The sequence below is a fragment of the Mesorhizobium sp. KR2-14 genome (assembly GCF_040049255.1).
Taxonomy (GTDB): Bacteria; Pseudomonadota; Alphaproteobacteria; order Rhizobiales; family Rhizobiaceae; genus Pseudaminobacter.
In genome coordinates this window covers 556974-572735 of record NZ_JBDZDR010000003.1, presented here as the reverse complement: position 1 = coordinate 572735, position 15762 = coordinate 556974, and the positions used below count along the sequence as shown (strand labels likewise).

The following is a 15762-nucleotide window of genomic DNA, read 5'->3' as shown; positions in this document are numbered from 1 at the left end:
CCCCAAAAAGCCCGCGACTGCGTTTGAGCAGTACCGCGGGCTTGCCTTTTGCCGTCTTTTCCTGTCAGTTTGCCCCATTCCGACCCTAGCGGGCCTTGCGCGGGTGGCGAGCCCGGCACCCCCGCTTCTTCATTCAAGCGAGCTTGTTTCGTCATGCGTGTTATCCTGGAACGCTCAAATCTTCTGAAGTCCTTGAACCACGTCCATCGCGTGGTGGAGCGGCGCAACACGATCCCGATCCTGTCCAACGTGCTGCTGCACGCCGACGGTGCAAGCCTGGAAATGAAGGCGACCGACCTCGACCTGGAAGTGACGGAAGCGACCGCGGCGACGGTGGAGCAGGCTGGCGCGACGACGGTGCCTGCGCACCTCCTCTACGATATCGTGCGCAAGCTGCCCGACGGTGCCGAGGTGATGCTGAAGACCGACGAAGACGGCAACGCCATGTCGGTGATCTCTGGCCGCTCGAGCTTCCGCCTGCAGTGCCTGCCGCAGTCCGACTTCCCCGAGCTCTCGGCCGGCCAGTTCACCCACGTCTTCCGGCTCGAATCGGCCGCCATGAAGGCGCTCATCGAGAAGACCCAGTTTGCGATCTCCACCGAGGAGACGCGCTATTATCTCAACGGCATCTTCCTGCACACGGTGGAGGTCGGCGGCAAGCTGAAGCTGCGCTCGGTGGCCACCGATGGCCACCGCCTCGCCCGCGCCGAAATGGACGCGCCGTCTGGCTCGGAAGGCATGCCGGGCATCATCATCCCGCGCAAGACCGTGAGCGAGTTGCAGAAGCTGGTCGACATCCCGGATGTGGTCGTCACCACCGAACTGTCCGACACCAAGATCCGTTTCACCATCGGCAGCGTGGTCCTGACCTCGAAGCTGATCGACGGCACCTTCCCGGACTATCAGCGCGTGATCCCGACCGGCAACGACAAGCAGCTCATCATCGACCGTGAGAGCTTTGCCCGCGCGGTCGACCGCGTCTCGACCATCTCGTCGGAGCGTGGCCGCGCGGTGAAGCTGTCGATTTCGGACGGACAGGTGACGCTGGCCGTCAACAACCCGGATTCGGGCAGCGCCATCGAAGAGATCGCGGCCGACTATTCGTCCGACCCGATCGAAATCGGCTTCAACGCGAAATACCTGCTCGACGTGGCTGCGCAACTTTCAGGCAGCGAGGCGAAGTTCCTGCTGGCCGACCCCGGCTCGCCGACGCTGATCCGCGACACGGCCGACGACCACGCGCTCTACGTGCTCATGCCGATGCGCGTCTAGGCTTCAGGCATTCGAACAGGTCGATGAACGGTAGGCGGACGTGGCGTCGACGCACATCAGTAGGCTTACGCTTACAAACTTCCGCAACTACCAGAGCCTGTCGCTGGCCCTTCAGCCGGGCGCCGTCGTCTTCACTGGCGACAACGGCGCCGGCAAGACCAACCTTCTGGAAGCCATCTCCTTCCTGACGCCCGGCCGCGGCCTGCGGCGCGCGCCCTATGGCGATGTCGCCCGCGAGGGCAGCGCCGGCGGCTTCACCGTGCATGCCCGCATCGAGGGCGAATTCGGCGACGTCGAGATCGGCACCGGCACGACGGGTAGCGAAGTGCCCGGCGAAGGCGGGCGGCGCGTGCGCATCAACGGCGCCAATGCCAGGTCGGCCGACGAGATGCTCGACTGGGTGCGCGTGGTCTGGCTGACGCCGGCGATGGACACGCTGTTCACCGGGCCTGCTGGGGATCGCCGCCGTTTCCTGGACCGTCTCGTGCTTGCGATCGACCCCAGCCACGGCCAGCGCGCGCTCGATTACGAAAAGGCGATGCGCGGCCGCAACCGGCTTCTGGCCGAGGAATCGCGCGACCGGCACTGGTTCGAGGCTATCGAGACGCAGATGGCCGAGACCGGCGTGGCGATCGCCGCCGCGCGTGCGGAAATGGTGCGCCTGCTGGCGGCGATGATTGAGAAGCTGCCCGCTAGCGGCCCCTTCCCGCAGGCCGACCTCGCGCTTTCCGGAACGCTGGAGAGCCAGATCGGCCAGCTGCCCGCCGTCGAGATCGAAGAAACTTTCCGGCGCGCGCTTGCCGAGGGCCGCAACCGCGACCGCGCAGCCGGCCGCACGCTGGAGGGACCGCACCGCAGCGACCTCATCGTCCGCCATCGGCCGAAGGCCATGCCGGCGGAACTGTGCTCCACCGGCGAACAGAAGGCGCTTCTGGTCGGCATCGTGGTCTCGCATGCGCGGCTTTGCGGCGAGATTTCGGGCACGGTGCCGATCATGCTGCTGGATGAAATCGCGGCCCATCTCGATGCCGGACGCCGGGCCGCCCTGTTCGCGATTCTCGAAGAGCTTGGCTGCCAGGCCTTCATGACCGGCACCGAGCCCTCGCTGTTTTCGAGCCTGCGTGGCAAGGCGCAGTTCCTCACCGTCGATCATGGCTCGGTGCGCCCCACCGAAGACGCCTGACAAGACAAGGCGGCACCGATATGATCTCGGCATGAACGCCCCCGCTGCCCCCCTCACCCCGGACGAACTCCAGCGCTATGCGCGCCACATCGTGCTGCCCGAGATCGGCGGCGCCGGCCAGCAGAAGCTGAAGCGCGCGCGCGTGCTGGTCATAGGCGCCGGGGGCCTCGGCGCGCCGGTGCTGCAATATCTTACGGCGGCCGGCGTCGGCACGCTGGGCATCGTCGACGACGACACGGTTTCCTTGTCCAACCTGCAACGGCAGGTGATCCACGACACCGGCGCGGTCGGCCAGTCCAAGCTCGAGAGCGCCAAGGCCGCGCTGGCCCGGATCAACCCGAACACGCGGGTTGAGCTGCACGAATTGCGCCTGACCGACGAGAACGCCCGGGCGCTGGTGGCGCAATACGACCTTGTGGTCGACGGCTCCGACAATTTTGCTACCCGCTACGCCGTTGCCGACGCCTGCGCGGCGGCCGGGCGGCCGCTTGTCCACGCCGCCGTCGGCCGCTTCGATGGCTCGGTGACGGTGCTGAAGCCGTTCGAGACCGGGGCGGACGGCACTCCGAACCCGGGCTATCGCGACCTCTTCCCCGAGCCGCCCCCAGCGGGGCTCGTGCCATCCTGCGCCGAGGCCGGCATCATTGGCGCACTGACGGGCGTGGTCGGCACGCTGCAGGCCATGGAAGCGATTAAACTGATTACCGGCATCGGCGAGCCGCTGGTAGGCCGGCTGCTGCTCTACGATGCGCTGGCAGCCCGCTTCGACACTGTGCGTTACCGGAAGCGTACGAAATGAGGCGTGGACCTCGCATTTTGCCAGCGGAGCTTCGGAAAACGTGCAGCAAGATGGTCGGGCGCGCCCCCTGAATTTCCCGCGATTAGTCGAAAGGTGCTCGCGTGAGCCTTGAACTCACAGCTGAGGAACGCGCCATCGCCGCCGGTAGCGACGGCACGGCCATGGCGATGCGCATCGTGGCCGACAGCGCGCGTCTGCTCGGCGCGCCCCGACTGATCCCGATCGCATCCGCCCATATCGACGGCGCGCTCTATCATGGCGATTCGGGCACGCTGTTTGCCGAGCGGCTCGTAGAGGGTGGCGCCCGCGTTGCCGTGCGCTCGACGCTGAATGTCGGCGCGCTCGATCTCACCGGCTGCTCGCGCGTGCGGCTGGAAGAGCCGGCGCGCGGCATGGCGCGGCGGATGATGGAGGCTTACCGCAAGCTCGGTTGCGAGCAAAGCTGGACCTGCGCGCCCTACCAGGCCGGCCACCGGCCGGCCCCCGGCACGGACGTCGCCTGGGGCGAATCGAACGCCGTGGTCTTCTGCAATTCGGTGCTGGGCGCACGCACCAACCGCTATGGCGATTTCCTCGACATCGCCTGCGCGATCAGCGGCCGCGCACCCGACTACGGCCTGCACCGGCCCGAGAATCGCCCCCCGACTCTGGTCTTCGACATCTCCGCCCTGCCCGCCGCATTTCTGGCGTCTGAAACGGCCTGGCCGGTGCTCGGCAGCCTGTATGGCCGGGAAGTGGGCAACGCCATCGGCATTGTCGTCGGCGTGAGAAATCACCCCGGCGAGGATGCGCTGAAGGCTTTTGGCGCGGCGGCGGCCTCGTCGGGCGCGGTCGGCCTGTTCCACATCGCCGATGTCACGCCGGAGGCGGCCTCCTTCGCCGACATTGAGCCTCAGACGACGATTCGCGTGACGCCGGACCTGGTGGCCGATGCGCGCAGGCGGCTCTCCACGGCCCAGAGAACCGACCGCATTGATGCGGTGGCCATCGGCAGCCCGCATCTGTCGCTGGACGAGTTCGATGCGCTGGAGCGGTTGCTCGCGGGACGTCGGCTTGCAGTGCCGGTCTATGCCTGCACCGGGCGGCATGTGCTGTCGGCGCTGGAGAAAGACGGCCGTCGCAGGGCCCTGGAGGCCTGCGGCGCCGTCATCGTCGCCGACACCTGCGTGGTCGTCACGCCGATCCTCGCCGACAGGCGCGACGGCGTGCTGATGACCAATTCCGGCAAGTTCGCGCAATATGCGCCCGGCAACACGGGCTATGGCGTGCTCTATGGCTCGCTCGCCGACTGCGTGGAAAGCGCGGTTGCCGGCAAGCCTTCGTTTGCGGAGTTTGGCCGATGAGCGGCCTTCGCGGCGAAGTCCTGGTGCCGGGTGCGGGCGGCGCCGGCGAGGCGCTGGTGCTGACCGCACCGATCTCCTTCTGGGGCGGGGTGGACCCGAAGACGGGCCGGATCGCCGATGTTCGCCACCCGCAACATGGTGCGCGCATTGCCGGCCGCGTGCTTTTCCTGCCCGGCACCATCGGCTCGTCCTCGGCATCTGCCGTGCTGATGGAGTTGGCGCACAACGGCAATGCCCCGGCCGCGCTGGTGTTGCACGAGCCCGACGCGATCCTGTTGCTGGGCCTGATCGTGGCCCGTGAAATGGGGTGGCCGACGCCGGTGGCCGCGAGGCTGGACCGCCAGCATTTTGCTGACTTCGCAGGTCGCAGGGTGAAGGTGAGCGCTGAAGGCGAGATCACGTCGCCCGACCGCGGTTCGCAAGACGCAGCCTGAGGCTGCGAAGCGCCGCTCCAAATCGAAGATCAGGATATGCCGTGTCGAAAGGCCCCCGCCGCCGCAGGCGCGGGGGACGCCTCAGAGACGAATCGGCAGCACCCGGTCCGGCGGCCTGTGGCCGTCGATGAAGGTGCGAATGTTGATGATGACCTTCTCGCCCATGTCGATGCGGCCCTCGATGGTGGCCGAGCCCATATGCGGCAGGATCACCACCTTGCCCTTGGCGGCAAGCTTGACCAGCTTGGGATTGACCACGGGTTCATTCTCGAACACGTCGAGCCCGGCACCAGCGATCTTGCCCTCCTGCAGCAGCTTTACCAGTGCATCCTCGTCGATGATGTCGCCGCGCGCGGTGTTGACCAGATAGGCGGAGGGCTGCATCAGCGCCAGCCGGCGCGCCGAAAGCAGGTGGAAGGTTGCGGGCGTCGAAGGGCAGTTCACCGAGATGATGTCCATGCGGGCCAGCATCTGGTCAAGACTTTCCCAGTAGGTCGCCTCCAGTTCATCCTCGACGCTGCGCAGCACCCGGTTCCGGTTGTGATAGTGGATCGACAGGCCGAAAGCCTTGGCGCGCCGCGCCACCGCGGTGCCGATGCGGCCCATGCCGACGATGCCGAGCCGCTTGCCCCAGATGCGTCGCCCGAGCATCCATGTCGGCGACCAGCCCGCCCATTTGCCGCCGCCCTCGAGCAGGGTGGCCCCTTCGGCCAGGCGGCGCGGCACGGCAAGCATCAGGGCCATGGTCATGTCGGCGGTGTCTTCGGTCAGCACGTTGGGAGTGTTGGTGACCGTGATTCCCCGTTTGGCGGCGGCCGTCACGTCGATCTTGTCGACGCCGTTACCGAAATTGGCGATCAGCTTGAGATTCTCGCCTGCCTGCTCGATCAGCGCGGCATCGATGCGGTCGGTCACGGTCGGCACGAGAACATCGGCTTCCTTCATGGCCGCAACCAGTTCGGGCTGGCTCATCGGCCGGTCTTCGAGGTTCAGCCGCGCATCGAACAACTCTCGCATCCGGGTCTCGACCTGGTCCGGAAGCTTGCGCGTAATCACCACGAGAGGCTTCTTTTTGCCTGCCATTGCGTCCTCGAATGCGGATCCCGTTGAGACCTCTTTAACCAAGACGGGCGAAACTTGAAACCAGACTTGGGGTCACTGTCTCTGTAACAAGCGGTGCCGCCGAACACAAAGAAAAAGGGCAGCTGCGCCCCATCGGCGCCGCGGCCAAAGAAAAAGAATGAAGGTGTCTCGTTTCATGTCGTCACGCGCAATCGTTGGTGCTGTTCTGGCCAGTCTTGCACTCCTGTCGACCGGCGCTTCGATCGGCGCGAGCGAGGCAGCACCGTCGCAAGAGGTGACGCTGGGACCAAGCGGGCTGCCCCTGCCGCGCTTCGTCAGCCTGAAATCCGGCCGCGTCAATTCACGCATCGGCCCCGGCATCAACTACGGCGTCGACTGGCTCTACATGAAGGCGGGCCTGCCGATGGAAATCATCCAGGAATACGACAACTGGCGCCGCGTGCGCGACGCCGAGGGCGCGGAGGGCTGGATCAACCAGTCGCTCCTTTCAGGCAAGCGAACCGCGATGACCGCCCCCTGGCAGCGCGGCAAGGACGCCAAGATCGACCTGCTGGCCAAGCCGGACCCCGAGGCGCGCGCGGTAGCCATCATTGACCCCGGCGTGGTCGGCAAGATCAAGTCGTGCAACGGCGACTGGTGCGAAATGACCTTTGATGGCGTGAGCGGGTGGCTGCGCCAGAACCAGGTCTGGGGCGCCTATCCGGGCGAGATCGTCAAGGATTGACTGGACCGGCGAACCAGCGTGGGTAACCCGCCTGGTCAAGGCGGTTCCCCCGCGCATCCTAGCGGACATGCTTCTGCCGTGATGGGCTGTCGAGTGGGTGTCGGTCTAACGCGGCCGCTTCGGGCGCAGGCGCACCACGATATCGACGTTGGCAATTTCCAGGCCTTCCGGCGGCTCCGGAAGGTTGAGCACCTTCACCGGGCCGGACACGATGTCGAAAACCTTGTTCTCGCCTTCGATGAAGAAATGGTGGTGGTCGGAGGTGTTGGTGTCGAAATAGGTTCTCGACCCCTCGACCGCCAGGATGCGCAGCAGGCCCGCCTCGGTGAACTGATGCAGGGCATTGTAGACCGTGGCGAGCGAAACCGGCACACCGGCCGCAACCGCTTCCTCATGCAGCTCTTCGGCCGACAGGTGGCGGTCGCCCTTGGCAAACAGCAGATTGGCCAGCGCGACTCGTTGCCGCGTCGGCCGCAGCCCCGCGTCACGCACGCGCTGTTCTATCGCCATCTCGTCGGGGACGGTCAAATCCATCAATCTGCCAAGTCCGCTCCAGCTAATAAGCAGGCTTGCCCGTGCCTATATACGAATGCGGCAAGCCCATATCTTGTCTGACATATATTCCGTCAGGACAACGCGATCAATAGGCGCACATTGACCCGGACAGGCGGTCGGGTTAATCGCAAACTTCGGTTTCCGAGCGGAAACAGTCTGTGGTACTGAACAGGGCGAACGTACGGCACGTCCGGAACCCACACGGGGAAGATATTTATGGCGGTTTCGAAATCCAGCTACGACTACGAGGAGCTGCTTGCCTGCGCCCGCGGCGAACTGTTCGGCCCGGGCAACGCGCAGCTTCCCTATCCGCCGATGCTGATGTTCAATCGCATCACGGAGATCAGCGACACCGGCGGCGAGTTCGACAAGGGCTTCGTGCGCGCCGAGCTCGACATCAGCCGCGACCTCTGGTTCTTCCCCTGCCATTTCATCAACGATCCGGTGATGCCGGGCTGCCTCGGCCTCGATGCCCTGTGGCAGCTCAGCGGGTTCTTCCTCGGCTGGCTCGGCGAGCCCGGCAAGGGCCGCGCCCTGTCGACCGGCGAAGTCAAGTTCACCGGCATGGTCACCCCCGCCAACAAGAAGGTCGAGTACGGCGTCGACTTCAAGCGCGTCATGCGCGGCCGCCTGGTGCTCGGCATCGGCGACGGCTGGCTGAAGGCCGACGGCGAAACCATCTACAAGGCCACTGACCTTCGCGTCGGCCTGTTCAAGGAAGCGGCGGCCTGACCCAGCGTCGCGCCGGCCATTGAAGGAGCACTCATGAGACGCGTCGTTGTTACGGGCCTGGGTATCGTATCTTCCATCGGAAACAATGCCGAAGAGGTGCAGTCCTCTCTGCGCGACGCCAAATCGGGCATCAGCTTCTCCGAGTCCTTTGCAGAACACGGCTTCCGGTCGCAGGTATGGGGAGCGCCAACGCTCGATCCGACCGAGCTGGTCGACCGCCGCGCCATGCGCTTCCTGTCGCGCGGCGGCGCCTGGAACCATGTCGCCATGGAGCAGGCGATCGCAGATGCCGGCCTGGAACAGGGCGACATCACCAACGAGCGTACCGGCATCGTGATGGGCTCCGGCGGCCCCTCGACCAGAACCATCGTTGAAGCCGCCGAGACCACGCTGAAGAACGGCAGCCCCAAGCGGATCGGACCTTTCGCCGTGCCGAAGGCTATGTCGTCGACCGCCTCGGCCACGCTTGCCACCTGGTTCAAGATCCACGGCGTGAACTACTCGATCTCCTCGGCCTGCTCGACCTCGGCGCATTGCATCGGCAATGCCTACGAGCTGATCCAGTGGGGCAAGCAGGACATGGTTTTCGCCGGCGGCCACGAGGATCTCGACTGGACCATGTCGGACCTGTTCGACGCCATGGGCGCCATGTCGTCCAAATTCAACGACCGCGCTTCGGTCGCCTCGCGCGCCTATGACGCCAACCGCGATGGTTTCGTCATCGCCGGCGGCGCGGGCGTGCTGGTGCTGGAAGAGTTGGAGCACGCCAAGGCGCGCGGCGCCAAGATCTACGCCGAGGTGGTCGGCTATGGCGCGACCTCCGACGGCCATGACATGGTGGCGCCCTCGGGCGAAGGCGCTGTGCGCTGCATGAAGCAGGCGCTCTCCACCGTCTCCGGCTCCGTGGACTACATCAACACCCACGGCACCTCGACGCCGGTGGGCGATTCGAAGGAGATGAGCGCCATCCGCGAAGTGTTCGGCGAGAAGATGCCCAACATCACTTCGACGAAGTCTCTGACCGGCCATTCGCTGGGCGCAGCCGGCGTGCAGGAATCGATCTACTCGATCCTGATGATGCAGGGCGGTTTCATCGGCGAAAGCGCCCATATCGAGGAACTCGACCCGGAATTCGAAGGCATGCCGATCGTGCGCAAGCGCATCGACAACGCAAAGATCGACACGGTGCTGTCGAACTCCTTCGGTTTCGGCGGCACCAACGCCACGCTCGTTTTCCAGCGTTACAACGGCTGAGGATATTCTTCCGATGGAAGGTTTGATGAAAGGCAAGCGCGGCCTCGTCATGGGCGTCGCCAATGACCACTCGATTGCCTGGGGCATCGCAAAGCAGCTTGCGGCCCACGGTGCCGAAATGGCCTTCACCTATCAGGGCGAAGCGTTTGGCCGGCGCGTCAAGCCGCTGGCCGAGCAGGTGAACGCCACGATGATCCTGCCCTGCGACGTCGAGGACAGTGCCTCCGTCAGCTCGGTTTTCGAGACGTTGGGCGACAAATGGGGCGGCCTGGACTTCATTGTCCATGCGATCGGTTTTTCCGACAAGAACGAGCTGAAGGGCCTCTACGCCAACACCACCCGCGAGAACTTCATCCGCACGATGGTGATTTCCTGCTACTCCTTCACCGAAGTGGCCCGCAACGCGGCCGCCCTGATGAAGGACGGCGGCTCGATGCTGACCCTGACCTATGCGGGCTCCACGCGCGTCATGCCGAACTACAATGTGATGGGCGTTGCCAAGGCCGGCCTGGAGGCCAGCGTGCGCTATCTGGCCGACGACTACGGCCCGCGCGGCATCCGCGTGAACGCTATCTCGGCCGGCCCGGTCCGCACGCTGGCAGGCGCCGGCATTGCCGATGCGCGCCACATGTTCTCCTATCAGCAGCGCAATTCGCCGCTGCGCCGCACTGTCACCCTCGACGAGATCGGCGGCTCGGCGCTCTACCTGCTTTCGGACCTGTCCTCGGGCGTGACCGGCGAAATCCATTATGTGGATTCGGGCTATCACATCGTCTCAATGCCGACGCTGGAAGAGCTGAAGCAGAGCGACAGCGGCGAATAATCGCCACTATTCATGATCGATACGCGAACGGCCGGCTTCACCGGCCGTTTTCTTTTGGCGACGGTGAGGAAGTGGCTGCTCAGCGGCGCGCGCTCAGCACCTTGAATAGATTCGACCTCGCCAGTTCCCGCTGGTCCGAGAAGGCCGCCGAAATCGTCTTCTCATAGGGAAGCTGGCGGTTTGCGACCATGATCAGCCGGCCACCCGGCTTCAGTGCTGCCGCGGCAGCCTTGATCATGCCCTGCCCGATGTCCGGCTCGGCAGCCCGGCGCTGGTGAAAGGGCGGGTTCATGAAGATGAAGTCGTAGCGGCGCGAAACCGGCTCACCCTGAAGATCGTGCCAGAAGAAGTTCTTCTGCATCGAGCCGACGCCGGCGAGGTTGCGCTTTGCTGCCTCGAGCGACGCAAAATCGGCCTCGTAGAGATCGAGCGTGAACATCTTCGGAAAACGCACGGCAAGCTCGGCCGCGATAAAACCCCAGCCGGCGCAGAAGTCGGCGACCGCGCCGAACACCTTGTCCGGCAGGTTTTCGACCAGCAGCTTCGAGCCCGCATCGATCTCGTCTGCCGAGAACATTCCGGGCGCAGTGACGAAGCGCCCTTCGAGCAGCCGCTCGCCATTGCCGGCGCGCAGTTGCTCCACGATGCCCGCCACCTCCGCAGGCCGCCGCAGCCAGAAGGCAATGCCGTGATGCTTGGGCAATTGGTCTTCGATCGGGACAAGCTCGCCCAGGCGCTTGCGCAGGCTGGCTATGCCGTCGTCCTTGCCGCCCGCTATCAATATCAGACCGCCCTCGCCTACCCGCTCAATAGCCTCGGCGATCATCAACTCGTTGGCGCCCCTGTGGCGGCCACAGAGCACGAGGGCAGCATCGTAACCCTCTCCTTCCAGCAACGGCGTCACGCGCCCCTCGGAGGACTCCAGGGGGCGGAACCAGGGACGAAATCCCTGGACGAACGTCAGCTTGGCCTCGAAGCCATCAGGCAAACGGAAACCCGGCTCAGCGCCAAGAAACAGCACGCGCTCGCCTGCGGCAGGCAGCGGCAGCGCTTCCGCCTCGAATGGATGGAACAGGGTTTTCAGCGTGTCTCGGGTCATGACGGGCAAGTAGTCGGTTCCGCCCCACCGATGCAAACGAAAACTCGGCCGAAACGAAAACGGGCGCCCCTTTCGGGACGCCCGCTCGAAATATCAGACGGCTGCCTGGATCAGGCGACGGATTCCTCGTCCTCGGACTTCTTCTCGCGGACGATCTCCTTGCCGGTTTCCTGGTCGACGATCTTCATCGACAGGCGAACCTTGCCGCGCTCGTCGAAGCCCATCAGCTTGACGAACACCTTCTGGCCTTCCTTGACGACGTCGGTGGTCTTGCCGACGCGCTCGTTGGAAAGCTGGGAGATGTGGACCAGGCCGTCACGCGGACCGAAGAAGTTAACGAACGCGCCGAAGTCGGCGGTCTTGACGACCGTGCCCTCGTAGATCTCGCCCACTTCCGGCTCGGCCACGATGGTGTGGATCCACTTCTTGGCCGCCTCGATCTCCTTGGCGTTCGAAGAAGCGATCTTGACCGTGCCATCGTCCTCGATGTTGATCTTGGCGCCGGTCTTTTCCACGATCTCGCGGATGACCTTGCCGCCCGAGCCGATGACGTCGCGGATCTTTTCGGTCGGGATGTGCATAACCTCGATGCGCGGCGCGAACTCGCCGAGTTCCTTGCGGCCTTCGGAAAGCGCGTGGGACATCTCGCCCAGGATGTGCAGGCGGCCGTCCTTGGCCTGGCCGAGCGCCACCTGCATGATCTCCTCGGTGATGCCGTGGATCTTGATGTCCATCTGCAGCGAGGTGATGCCGTTGGAGGTGCCGGCCACCTTGAAGTCCATGTCGCCGAGATGGTCCTCGTCGCCAAGGATGTCGGAGAGCACCGCGAAGCGCTCGCCTTCCTTGATCAGGCCCATGGCGATGCCGGCCACCGGCTTCTGGAGCGGAACGCCCGCATCCATCAGCGCCAGCGAGGTGCCGCAGACGGTCGCCATCGAGGACGAGCCGTTGGACTCGGTGATCTCGGAGACAACGCGCAGCGTGTAGGGGAACTGGTCGGCGGAGGGCAGCATCGGACGCACGGCGCGCCAGGCAAGCTTGCCGTGACCGATCTCGCGACGGCCGGGCGAACCCATGCGGCCGGTCTCGCCGACGGAATAGGGCGGGAAGTTGTAGTGGAGGAGGAAGGTCTCCTTGTACATGCCCGTCAGCGCGTCGACATACTGCTCGTCCTCGCCGGTGCCGAGCGTGGCGACCACCAGGGCCTGCGTCTCGCCGCGGGTGAACAACGCCGAGCCGTGGGTGCGGGGCAGTACGCCGACCTCGGAGACGATGTTGCGGACCGTCTTGAGGTCACGGCCGTCGATGCGCGAGCCGGTGTCGAGGATGTTCCAGCGCACGATCTTGGCCTGGAGTTCCTTGAACACGGTAGCGACCTGCTCGGCCGACCACTTGGGAGCCTCTTCGCCCACGGGAGCGAAGGCTTCCTTGACCTTGGCCTTGGCTGCGTCGACAGCGGCATAGCGCGACTGCTTGTCGATGATCTTGTAGGCTTCGCGCAGGTCGGTTTCGGCGATGCCCAGCATCTCCTTCTCGAGTTCCGAAAGGTCTTCCGGATTGTGCTCGCGCGGTTCCTTGGCTGCGACTTCTGCCAGCTTGATGATGGCGTCGATCACCGGCTGGAAGCCCTTGTGACCGAACATGACGGCGCCGAGCATGACATCCTCGGAAAGCTCCTGGGCTTCCGACTCGACCATCAGGACGGCGTCGCCGGTGCCGGCGACGACGAGATCGAGCTTGGATTCCGGCATTTCGTCGATGTGCGGGTTCAGCACGTATTCGCCGTTGATGTAGCCGACGCGGGCGCCACCGATCGGGCCCATGAAGGGGACACCCGACAGCGTCAGGGCCGCCGAGGTGGCGACGATCGACAGGATGTCCGGGTCGTTCTCGAGATCATGCTGGACGACGGTGACGACGATCTGCGTGTCGTTCTTGTAGCCGTCGGCAAAGAGCGGACGGATCGGGCGATCGATGAGGCGGGAGACCAGCGTCTCCTTCTCGCTCGGGCGACCTTCGCGCTTAAAATAGCCGCCGGGAATCTTGCCGGCAGCGTAGGTCTTTTCCTGGTAGTTGACGGTCAGCGGGAAGAAGTCGAAGCCTGGCTTCGGCTCCTTGGCCGAGACGACGGTGGCGAGAACGACCGTCTCGCCATAGGTGGCGAGTACGGCAGCGTCGGCCTGACGGGCGATCTTGCCGGTTTCGAGGATAAGCGGACGTCCCGCCCACTCGATTTCCACTTTGTGCTGATTGAACATGACATGTCCTTCGAATGCGGGAAGCGCAGCGCGCAACATGCGAGCGCATTCTTCCCTGGCTTGTTTCGGACGAGCCACGGGCAAGACAACGGGGTGTCTGGACATTCTGCGCTGCCAACAGCGCGCCAGGCATCCTGCAATCCTGCCCCATGACCTGTCCCATGGGCGGCCCAGCAGAGCCCTCTGCTCCTGCCGAACCGGTTCGGCGACCGATGTGCCAGGAAACTCGTCCGGCATCTTGACGCCTGCGGACCCGGCACTGCGGCCGACCCCGAATGGAAGATCGGCGGACCTTTTGACGAGGTCCGCCGATCAAGCTGTTAGCGACGCAGGCCGAGCTTCTCGATCAGCGTCTGGTAGCGGGCCTCATCCTTGCGCTTGAGGTAGTCAAGCAGGCTGCGGCGCTGCGAAACCAGAGCCAAAAGACCACGGCGGGAATGGTTGTCCTTCTTGTGGCCCTTGAAGTGCTCGGTCAGGTTCTTGATCCGCTCGGACAGAACCGCGACCTGGACCTCCGGCGAGCCGGTGTCGCCCTGGACGGTGGCGAATTCCGCGATCAATTGCTTCTTGCGTTCGGCAGTAATCGACATCGTGTTTTTCCTTTCGATCTGGAGGAAACGGGACGCCCACAGCCGGGATGTCGTCCAGCAGGGGCCGATGCATGCACTGCGCCACATTGGCACAATGCTGCGGCGCATATAGTCCAAAATGCGTGGAAAGGCCAGCGCTAATGCAAACTGGCCGAACCAGCGACCCTCACGCGGTGAAAACGCGGCGCGGCTTGAACATGCCGGCCTCGATCGCACCGATCGCCACCAGCTTGCCGCGCGAAGTCACGCAGGCCTCGTCGGCTTCCACCGGCGCGTCGCGCCCACGGATGATCACCGGGTTGCCCAGCCTGATCCGCGTTGCGGCGTCGTCGTTGACGGGCACCTGGGGCAGGCAATCCAGCGCCGCACCGGTGTCGAGCAGGAACTCGTCGAGCGCGCTGAAATCGAGTTCCGCGCCGGAATTCCTGTCCTCGGCCGAAGGGGCCGCGGCTTCCAGTTCCTTGAGCGTGACGAAATCCTCGTCGGTGAAGGGGTCCACCTCAGTGCGCCGCAGCGCGGCGATGTGGCCGTAGCAGCCGAGGTCGCGGCCCATGTCGCGGGCCAGCGAGCGCACATAGGTGCCCTTGCCGCATTCGATCTCGAACACCGAGTGGCCTTCAGGTGTCGTCTCGATCAGCTCGAGGCGGCCGATCTCGATCTCGCGCGCCGGAATTTCCACCGTCTCGCCCTCGCGAGCCAGGTCGTAGGCGCGTTCGCCGGCGATCTTGATTGCGGAGAACTGCGGCGGCGTCTGCATGATCACGCCGGTGTAACTCGGCAGCAGCGCCCGGACCTCGGCCTCGCTCGGGCGCTGGTCGGAGGTCTTGGTGACAGGGCCTTCGAGGTCGTCCGTGGAGCGCTCCTCGCCCCAGGCGACGGTGAACTGATAGATCTTGGCGCCGTCCATCACATAGGGCACGGTCTTGGTCGCCTCGCCGAGCGCGATCGGCAGCATGCCGGAGGCAAGCGGATCCAGCGTGCCGGCATGACCGGCCTTTTCAGCCTGGAACAGCCACTTGATCTTGGACACAGCCTCGGTCGAGCCCATGCCGACCGGCTTGTCGAACACCACCCAGCCGGAAATCGGACGACCTTTCTTCTTGCCTCGGCGGCCCACTATTCATGCTCCTTGTCGTCGTCGGCTTTCAGGTCGCGCTGCACTTCGGGCGACCTGAGCAGTTCATTGATCTTGGTGAAATTGTCGAAGCTGGTGTCGAGCCGGAAGCGGAACTCGGGCATGTACTTCATCTGCCTGAGCGCCGGCGAGACGCGGCCGCGGATGAAGCGGGCGTTCCGGTTCAGCGCCTTGACCACCGCTTCGTCGTCGGGCGCGCCAAGCGGCGACACGAAAGCGGTTGCAATCTTGAGATCGGGCGACATGCGCACTTCCGAGATCGAGATCACGGTCGTCTCGACGATATCGTCGCGCACTTCGCCGCGCTGGAGCATCTCCGACAGGGCATGGCGCACCTGTTCGCCGACGCGAAGCTGGCGCTGGGAAGGCCCGGAAGCATGGGAACGTGACATGGCTGTCTATGCCTTTCGGCTGATCGGTTCGATATGATCTGAAACGGTCATCGCAAACGCGATCCGCCCTCCCCTGCGGGAGAGGG

The 15762-nt window shown here is 64.8% G+C and carries 16 protein-coding genes; 9 read left to right on the top strand and 7 right to left on the bottom strand.

What is annotated here, in order from left to right; all coding sequences use genetic code 11:
- Positions 1-153: 153 nt before the first annotated feature.
- The 5 genes from dnaN (at position 154) to ABLE86_RS11715 (ending at position 5031) form a co-directional block, all read left to right on the top strand.
- Positions 154-1272: a DNA polymerase III subunit beta gene (dnaN, locus tag ABLE86_RS11735; protein WP_348779117.1), complete on the top strand. Its 1119-nt coding sequence runs from the start codon at positions 154-156 to the stop codon at positions 1270-1272.
- 40 nt (positions 1273-1312) lie between these two features.
- Entirely contained in the window at positions 1313-2455 is a 1143-nt protein-coding gene (gene recF, locus ABLE86_RS11730) for a DNA replication/repair protein RecF (protein ID WP_348779116.1), read from the top strand.
- A 31-nt stretch (positions 2456-2486) separates the two neighbouring features.
- Positions 2487-3254, top strand: a complete 768-nt coding sequence (locus ABLE86_RS11725) for a molybdopterin-synthase adenylyltransferase MoeB (protein ID WP_348779115.1) — start codon at positions 2487-2489, stop codon at positions 3252-3254.
- A gap of 101 nt (positions 3255-3355) precedes the next feature.
- Positions 3356-4597, top strand: a complete 1242-nt coding sequence (locus ABLE86_RS11720) for an aconitase X catalytic domain-containing protein (protein ID WP_348779114.1) — start codon at positions 3356-3358, stop codon at positions 4595-4597.
- The gene (locus ABLE86_RS11715) at positions 4594-5031 is read left to right on the top strand and encodes a DUF126 domain-containing protein (RefSeq protein ID WP_348779113.1); all 438 of its coding nucleotides are present in this window, start codon (positions 4594-4596) and stop codon (positions 5029-5031) included. The genes ABLE86_RS11720 and ABLE86_RS11715 overlap by 4 nt, the downstream gene beginning before the upstream one ends.
- Positions 5032-5112: 81 nt before the next feature.
- Here the strand turns inward: ABLE86_RS11715 and ABLE86_RS11710 are convergent, their stop codons facing one another.
- Positions 5113-6114, bottom strand: coding sequence for a D-glycerate dehydrogenase (locus ABLE86_RS11710; RefSeq protein ID WP_348779112.1), 1002 nt, complete (start codon positions 6112-6114; stop codon positions 5113-5115).
- A gap of 175 nt (positions 6115-6289) precedes the next feature.
- Between ABLE86_RS11710 and ABLE86_RS11705 the strand changes: the two genes are divergently transcribed.
- A complete protein-coding gene (locus ABLE86_RS11705) occupies positions 6290-6838 on the top strand; it encodes an SH3 domain-containing protein (RefSeq protein ID WP_348779111.1) in 549 nt (182 codons plus the stop codon).
- Positions 6839-6943: 105 nt separating this feature from the next.
- Here ABLE86_RS11705 and irrA read toward each other — a convergent pair whose 3' ends face one another.
- Positions 6944-7372, bottom strand: coding sequence for an iron response transcriptional regulator IrrA (gene irrA / locus ABLE86_RS11700; protein WP_348779110.1), 429 nt, complete (start codon positions 7370-7372; stop codon positions 6944-6946).
- Positions 7373-7609: 237 nt separating this feature from the next.
- Here irrA and fabA point away from each other — a divergent pair, with 237 nt between their 5' ends.
- From fabA to fabI, 3 genes are read left to right on the top strand one after another with little or no spacing between them, the layout of a single operon-like run.
- Positions 7610-8125, top strand: coding sequence for a 3-hydroxyacyl-[acyl-carrier-protein] dehydratase FabA (gene fabA, locus ABLE86_RS11695; protein ID WP_348779109.1), 516 nt, complete (start codon positions 7610-7612; stop codon positions 8123-8125).
- Positions 8126-8158: 33 nt separating this feature from the next.
- Entirely contained in the window at positions 8159-9379 is a 1221-nt protein-coding gene (fabB, locus tag ABLE86_RS11690; protein WP_348779108.1) for a beta-ketoacyl-ACP synthase I, read from the top strand.
- 13 nt (positions 9380-9392) lie between these two features.
- Entirely contained in the window at positions 9393-10202 is an 810-nt protein-coding gene (fabI, locus tag ABLE86_RS11685) for an enoyl-ACP reductase FabI (RefSeq protein ID WP_348779107.1), read from the top strand.
- Between the two features lie 79 nt (positions 10203-10281).
- On the opposite strand, the gene ABLE86_RS11680 is transcribed toward fabI, so the two are convergent.
- The 5 genes from ABLE86_RS11680 to rbfA all read right to left on the bottom strand — a co-directional run bounded on the left by ABLE86_RS11680 (position 10282) and on the right by rbfA (position 15676).
- On the bottom strand, positions 10282-11301 hold the full coding sequence (locus ABLE86_RS11680) for a class I SAM-dependent methyltransferase (RefSeq protein WP_348779230.1): 1020 nt from the start codon (positions 11299-11301) through the stop codon (positions 10282-10284).
- A 110-nt stretch (positions 11302-11411) separates the two neighbouring features.
- On the bottom strand, positions 11412-13559 hold the full coding sequence (gene pnp, locus ABLE86_RS11675) for a polyribonucleotide nucleotidyltransferase (protein WP_348779106.1): 2148 nt from the start codon (positions 13557-13559) through the stop codon (positions 11412-11414).
- A gap of 320 nt (positions 13560-13879) precedes the next feature.
- The gene (rpsO, locus tag ABLE86_RS11670) at positions 13880-14257 is read right to left on the bottom strand and encodes a 30S ribosomal protein S15 (RefSeq protein WP_348779105.1); all 378 of its coding nucleotides are present in this window, start codon (positions 14255-14257) and stop codon (positions 13880-13882) included.
- 58 nt (positions 14258-14315) lie between these two features.
- Positions 14316-15266, bottom strand: a complete 951-nt coding sequence (gene truB, locus ABLE86_RS11665) for a tRNA pseudouridine(55) synthase TruB (RefSeq protein ID WP_348779104.1) — start codon at positions 15264-15266, stop codon at positions 14316-14318.
- Entirely contained in the window at positions 15266-15676 is a 411-nt protein-coding gene (rbfA, locus tag ABLE86_RS11660; protein ID WP_348779103.1) for a 30S ribosome-binding factor RbfA, read from the bottom strand. The genes truB and rbfA overlap by 1 nt, the downstream gene beginning before the upstream one ends.
- Positions 15677-15762 lie beyond the last annotated feature (86 nt).

What these genes read in the sequence shown, in the direction of transcription:
- dnaN (WP_348779117.1), top strand. Translation starts at nt 154, where the DNA reads ATGCGTGTTATCCTGGAACGCTCAAATCTTCTGAAGTCCTTGAACCAC.
- ABLE86_RS11725 (WP_348779115.1), top strand. Translation starts at nt 2,487, where the DNA reads ATGAACGCCCCCGCTGCCCCCCTCACCCCGGACGAACTCCAGCGCTAT.
- ABLE86_RS11715 (WP_348779113.1), top strand. Translation starts at nt 4,594, where the DNA reads ATGAGCGGCCTTCGCGGCGAAGTCCTGGTGCCGGGTGCGGGCGGCGCC.
- ABLE86_RS11710 (WP_348779112.1), bottom strand. Translation starts at nt 6,114, where the DNA reads ATGGCAGGCAAAAAGAAGCCTCTCGTGGTGATTACGCGCAAGCTTCCG.
- ABLE86_RS11705 (WP_348779111.1), top strand. Translation starts at nt 6,290, where the DNA reads ATGTCGTCACGCGCAATCGTTGGTGCTGTTCTGGCCAGTCTTGCACTC.
- irrA (WP_348779110.1), bottom strand. Translation starts at nt 7,372, where the DNA reads ATGGATTTGACCGTCCCCGACGAGATGGCGATAGAACAGCGCGTGCGT.
- fabA (WP_348779109.1), top strand. Translation starts at nt 7,610, where the DNA reads ATGGCGGTTTCGAAATCCAGCTACGACTACGAGGAGCTGCTTGCCTGC.
- fabB (WP_348779108.1), top strand. Translation starts at nt 8,159, where the DNA reads ATGAGACGCGTCGTTGTTACGGGCCTGGGTATCGTATCTTCCATCGGA.
- fabI (WP_348779107.1), top strand. Translation starts at nt 9,393, where the DNA reads ATGGAAGGTTTGATGAAAGGCAAGCGCGGCCTCGTCATGGGCGTCGCC.
- ABLE86_RS11680 (WP_348779230.1), bottom strand. Translation starts at nt 11,301, where the DNA reads ATGACCCGAGACACGCTGAAAACCCTGTTCCATCCATTCGAGGCGGAA.
- pnp (WP_348779106.1), bottom strand. Translation starts at nt 13,559, where the DNA reads ATGTTCAATCAGCACAAAGTGGAAATCGAGTGGGCGGGACGTCCGCTT.
- rpsO (WP_348779105.1), bottom strand. Translation starts at nt 14,257, where the DNA reads ATGCGCCGCAGCATTGTGCCAATGTGGCGCAGTGCATGCATCGGCCCC.
- rbfA (WP_348779103.1), bottom strand. Translation starts at nt 15,676, where the DNA reads ATGTCACGTTCCCATGCTTCCGGGCCTTCCCAGCGCCAGCTTCGCGTC.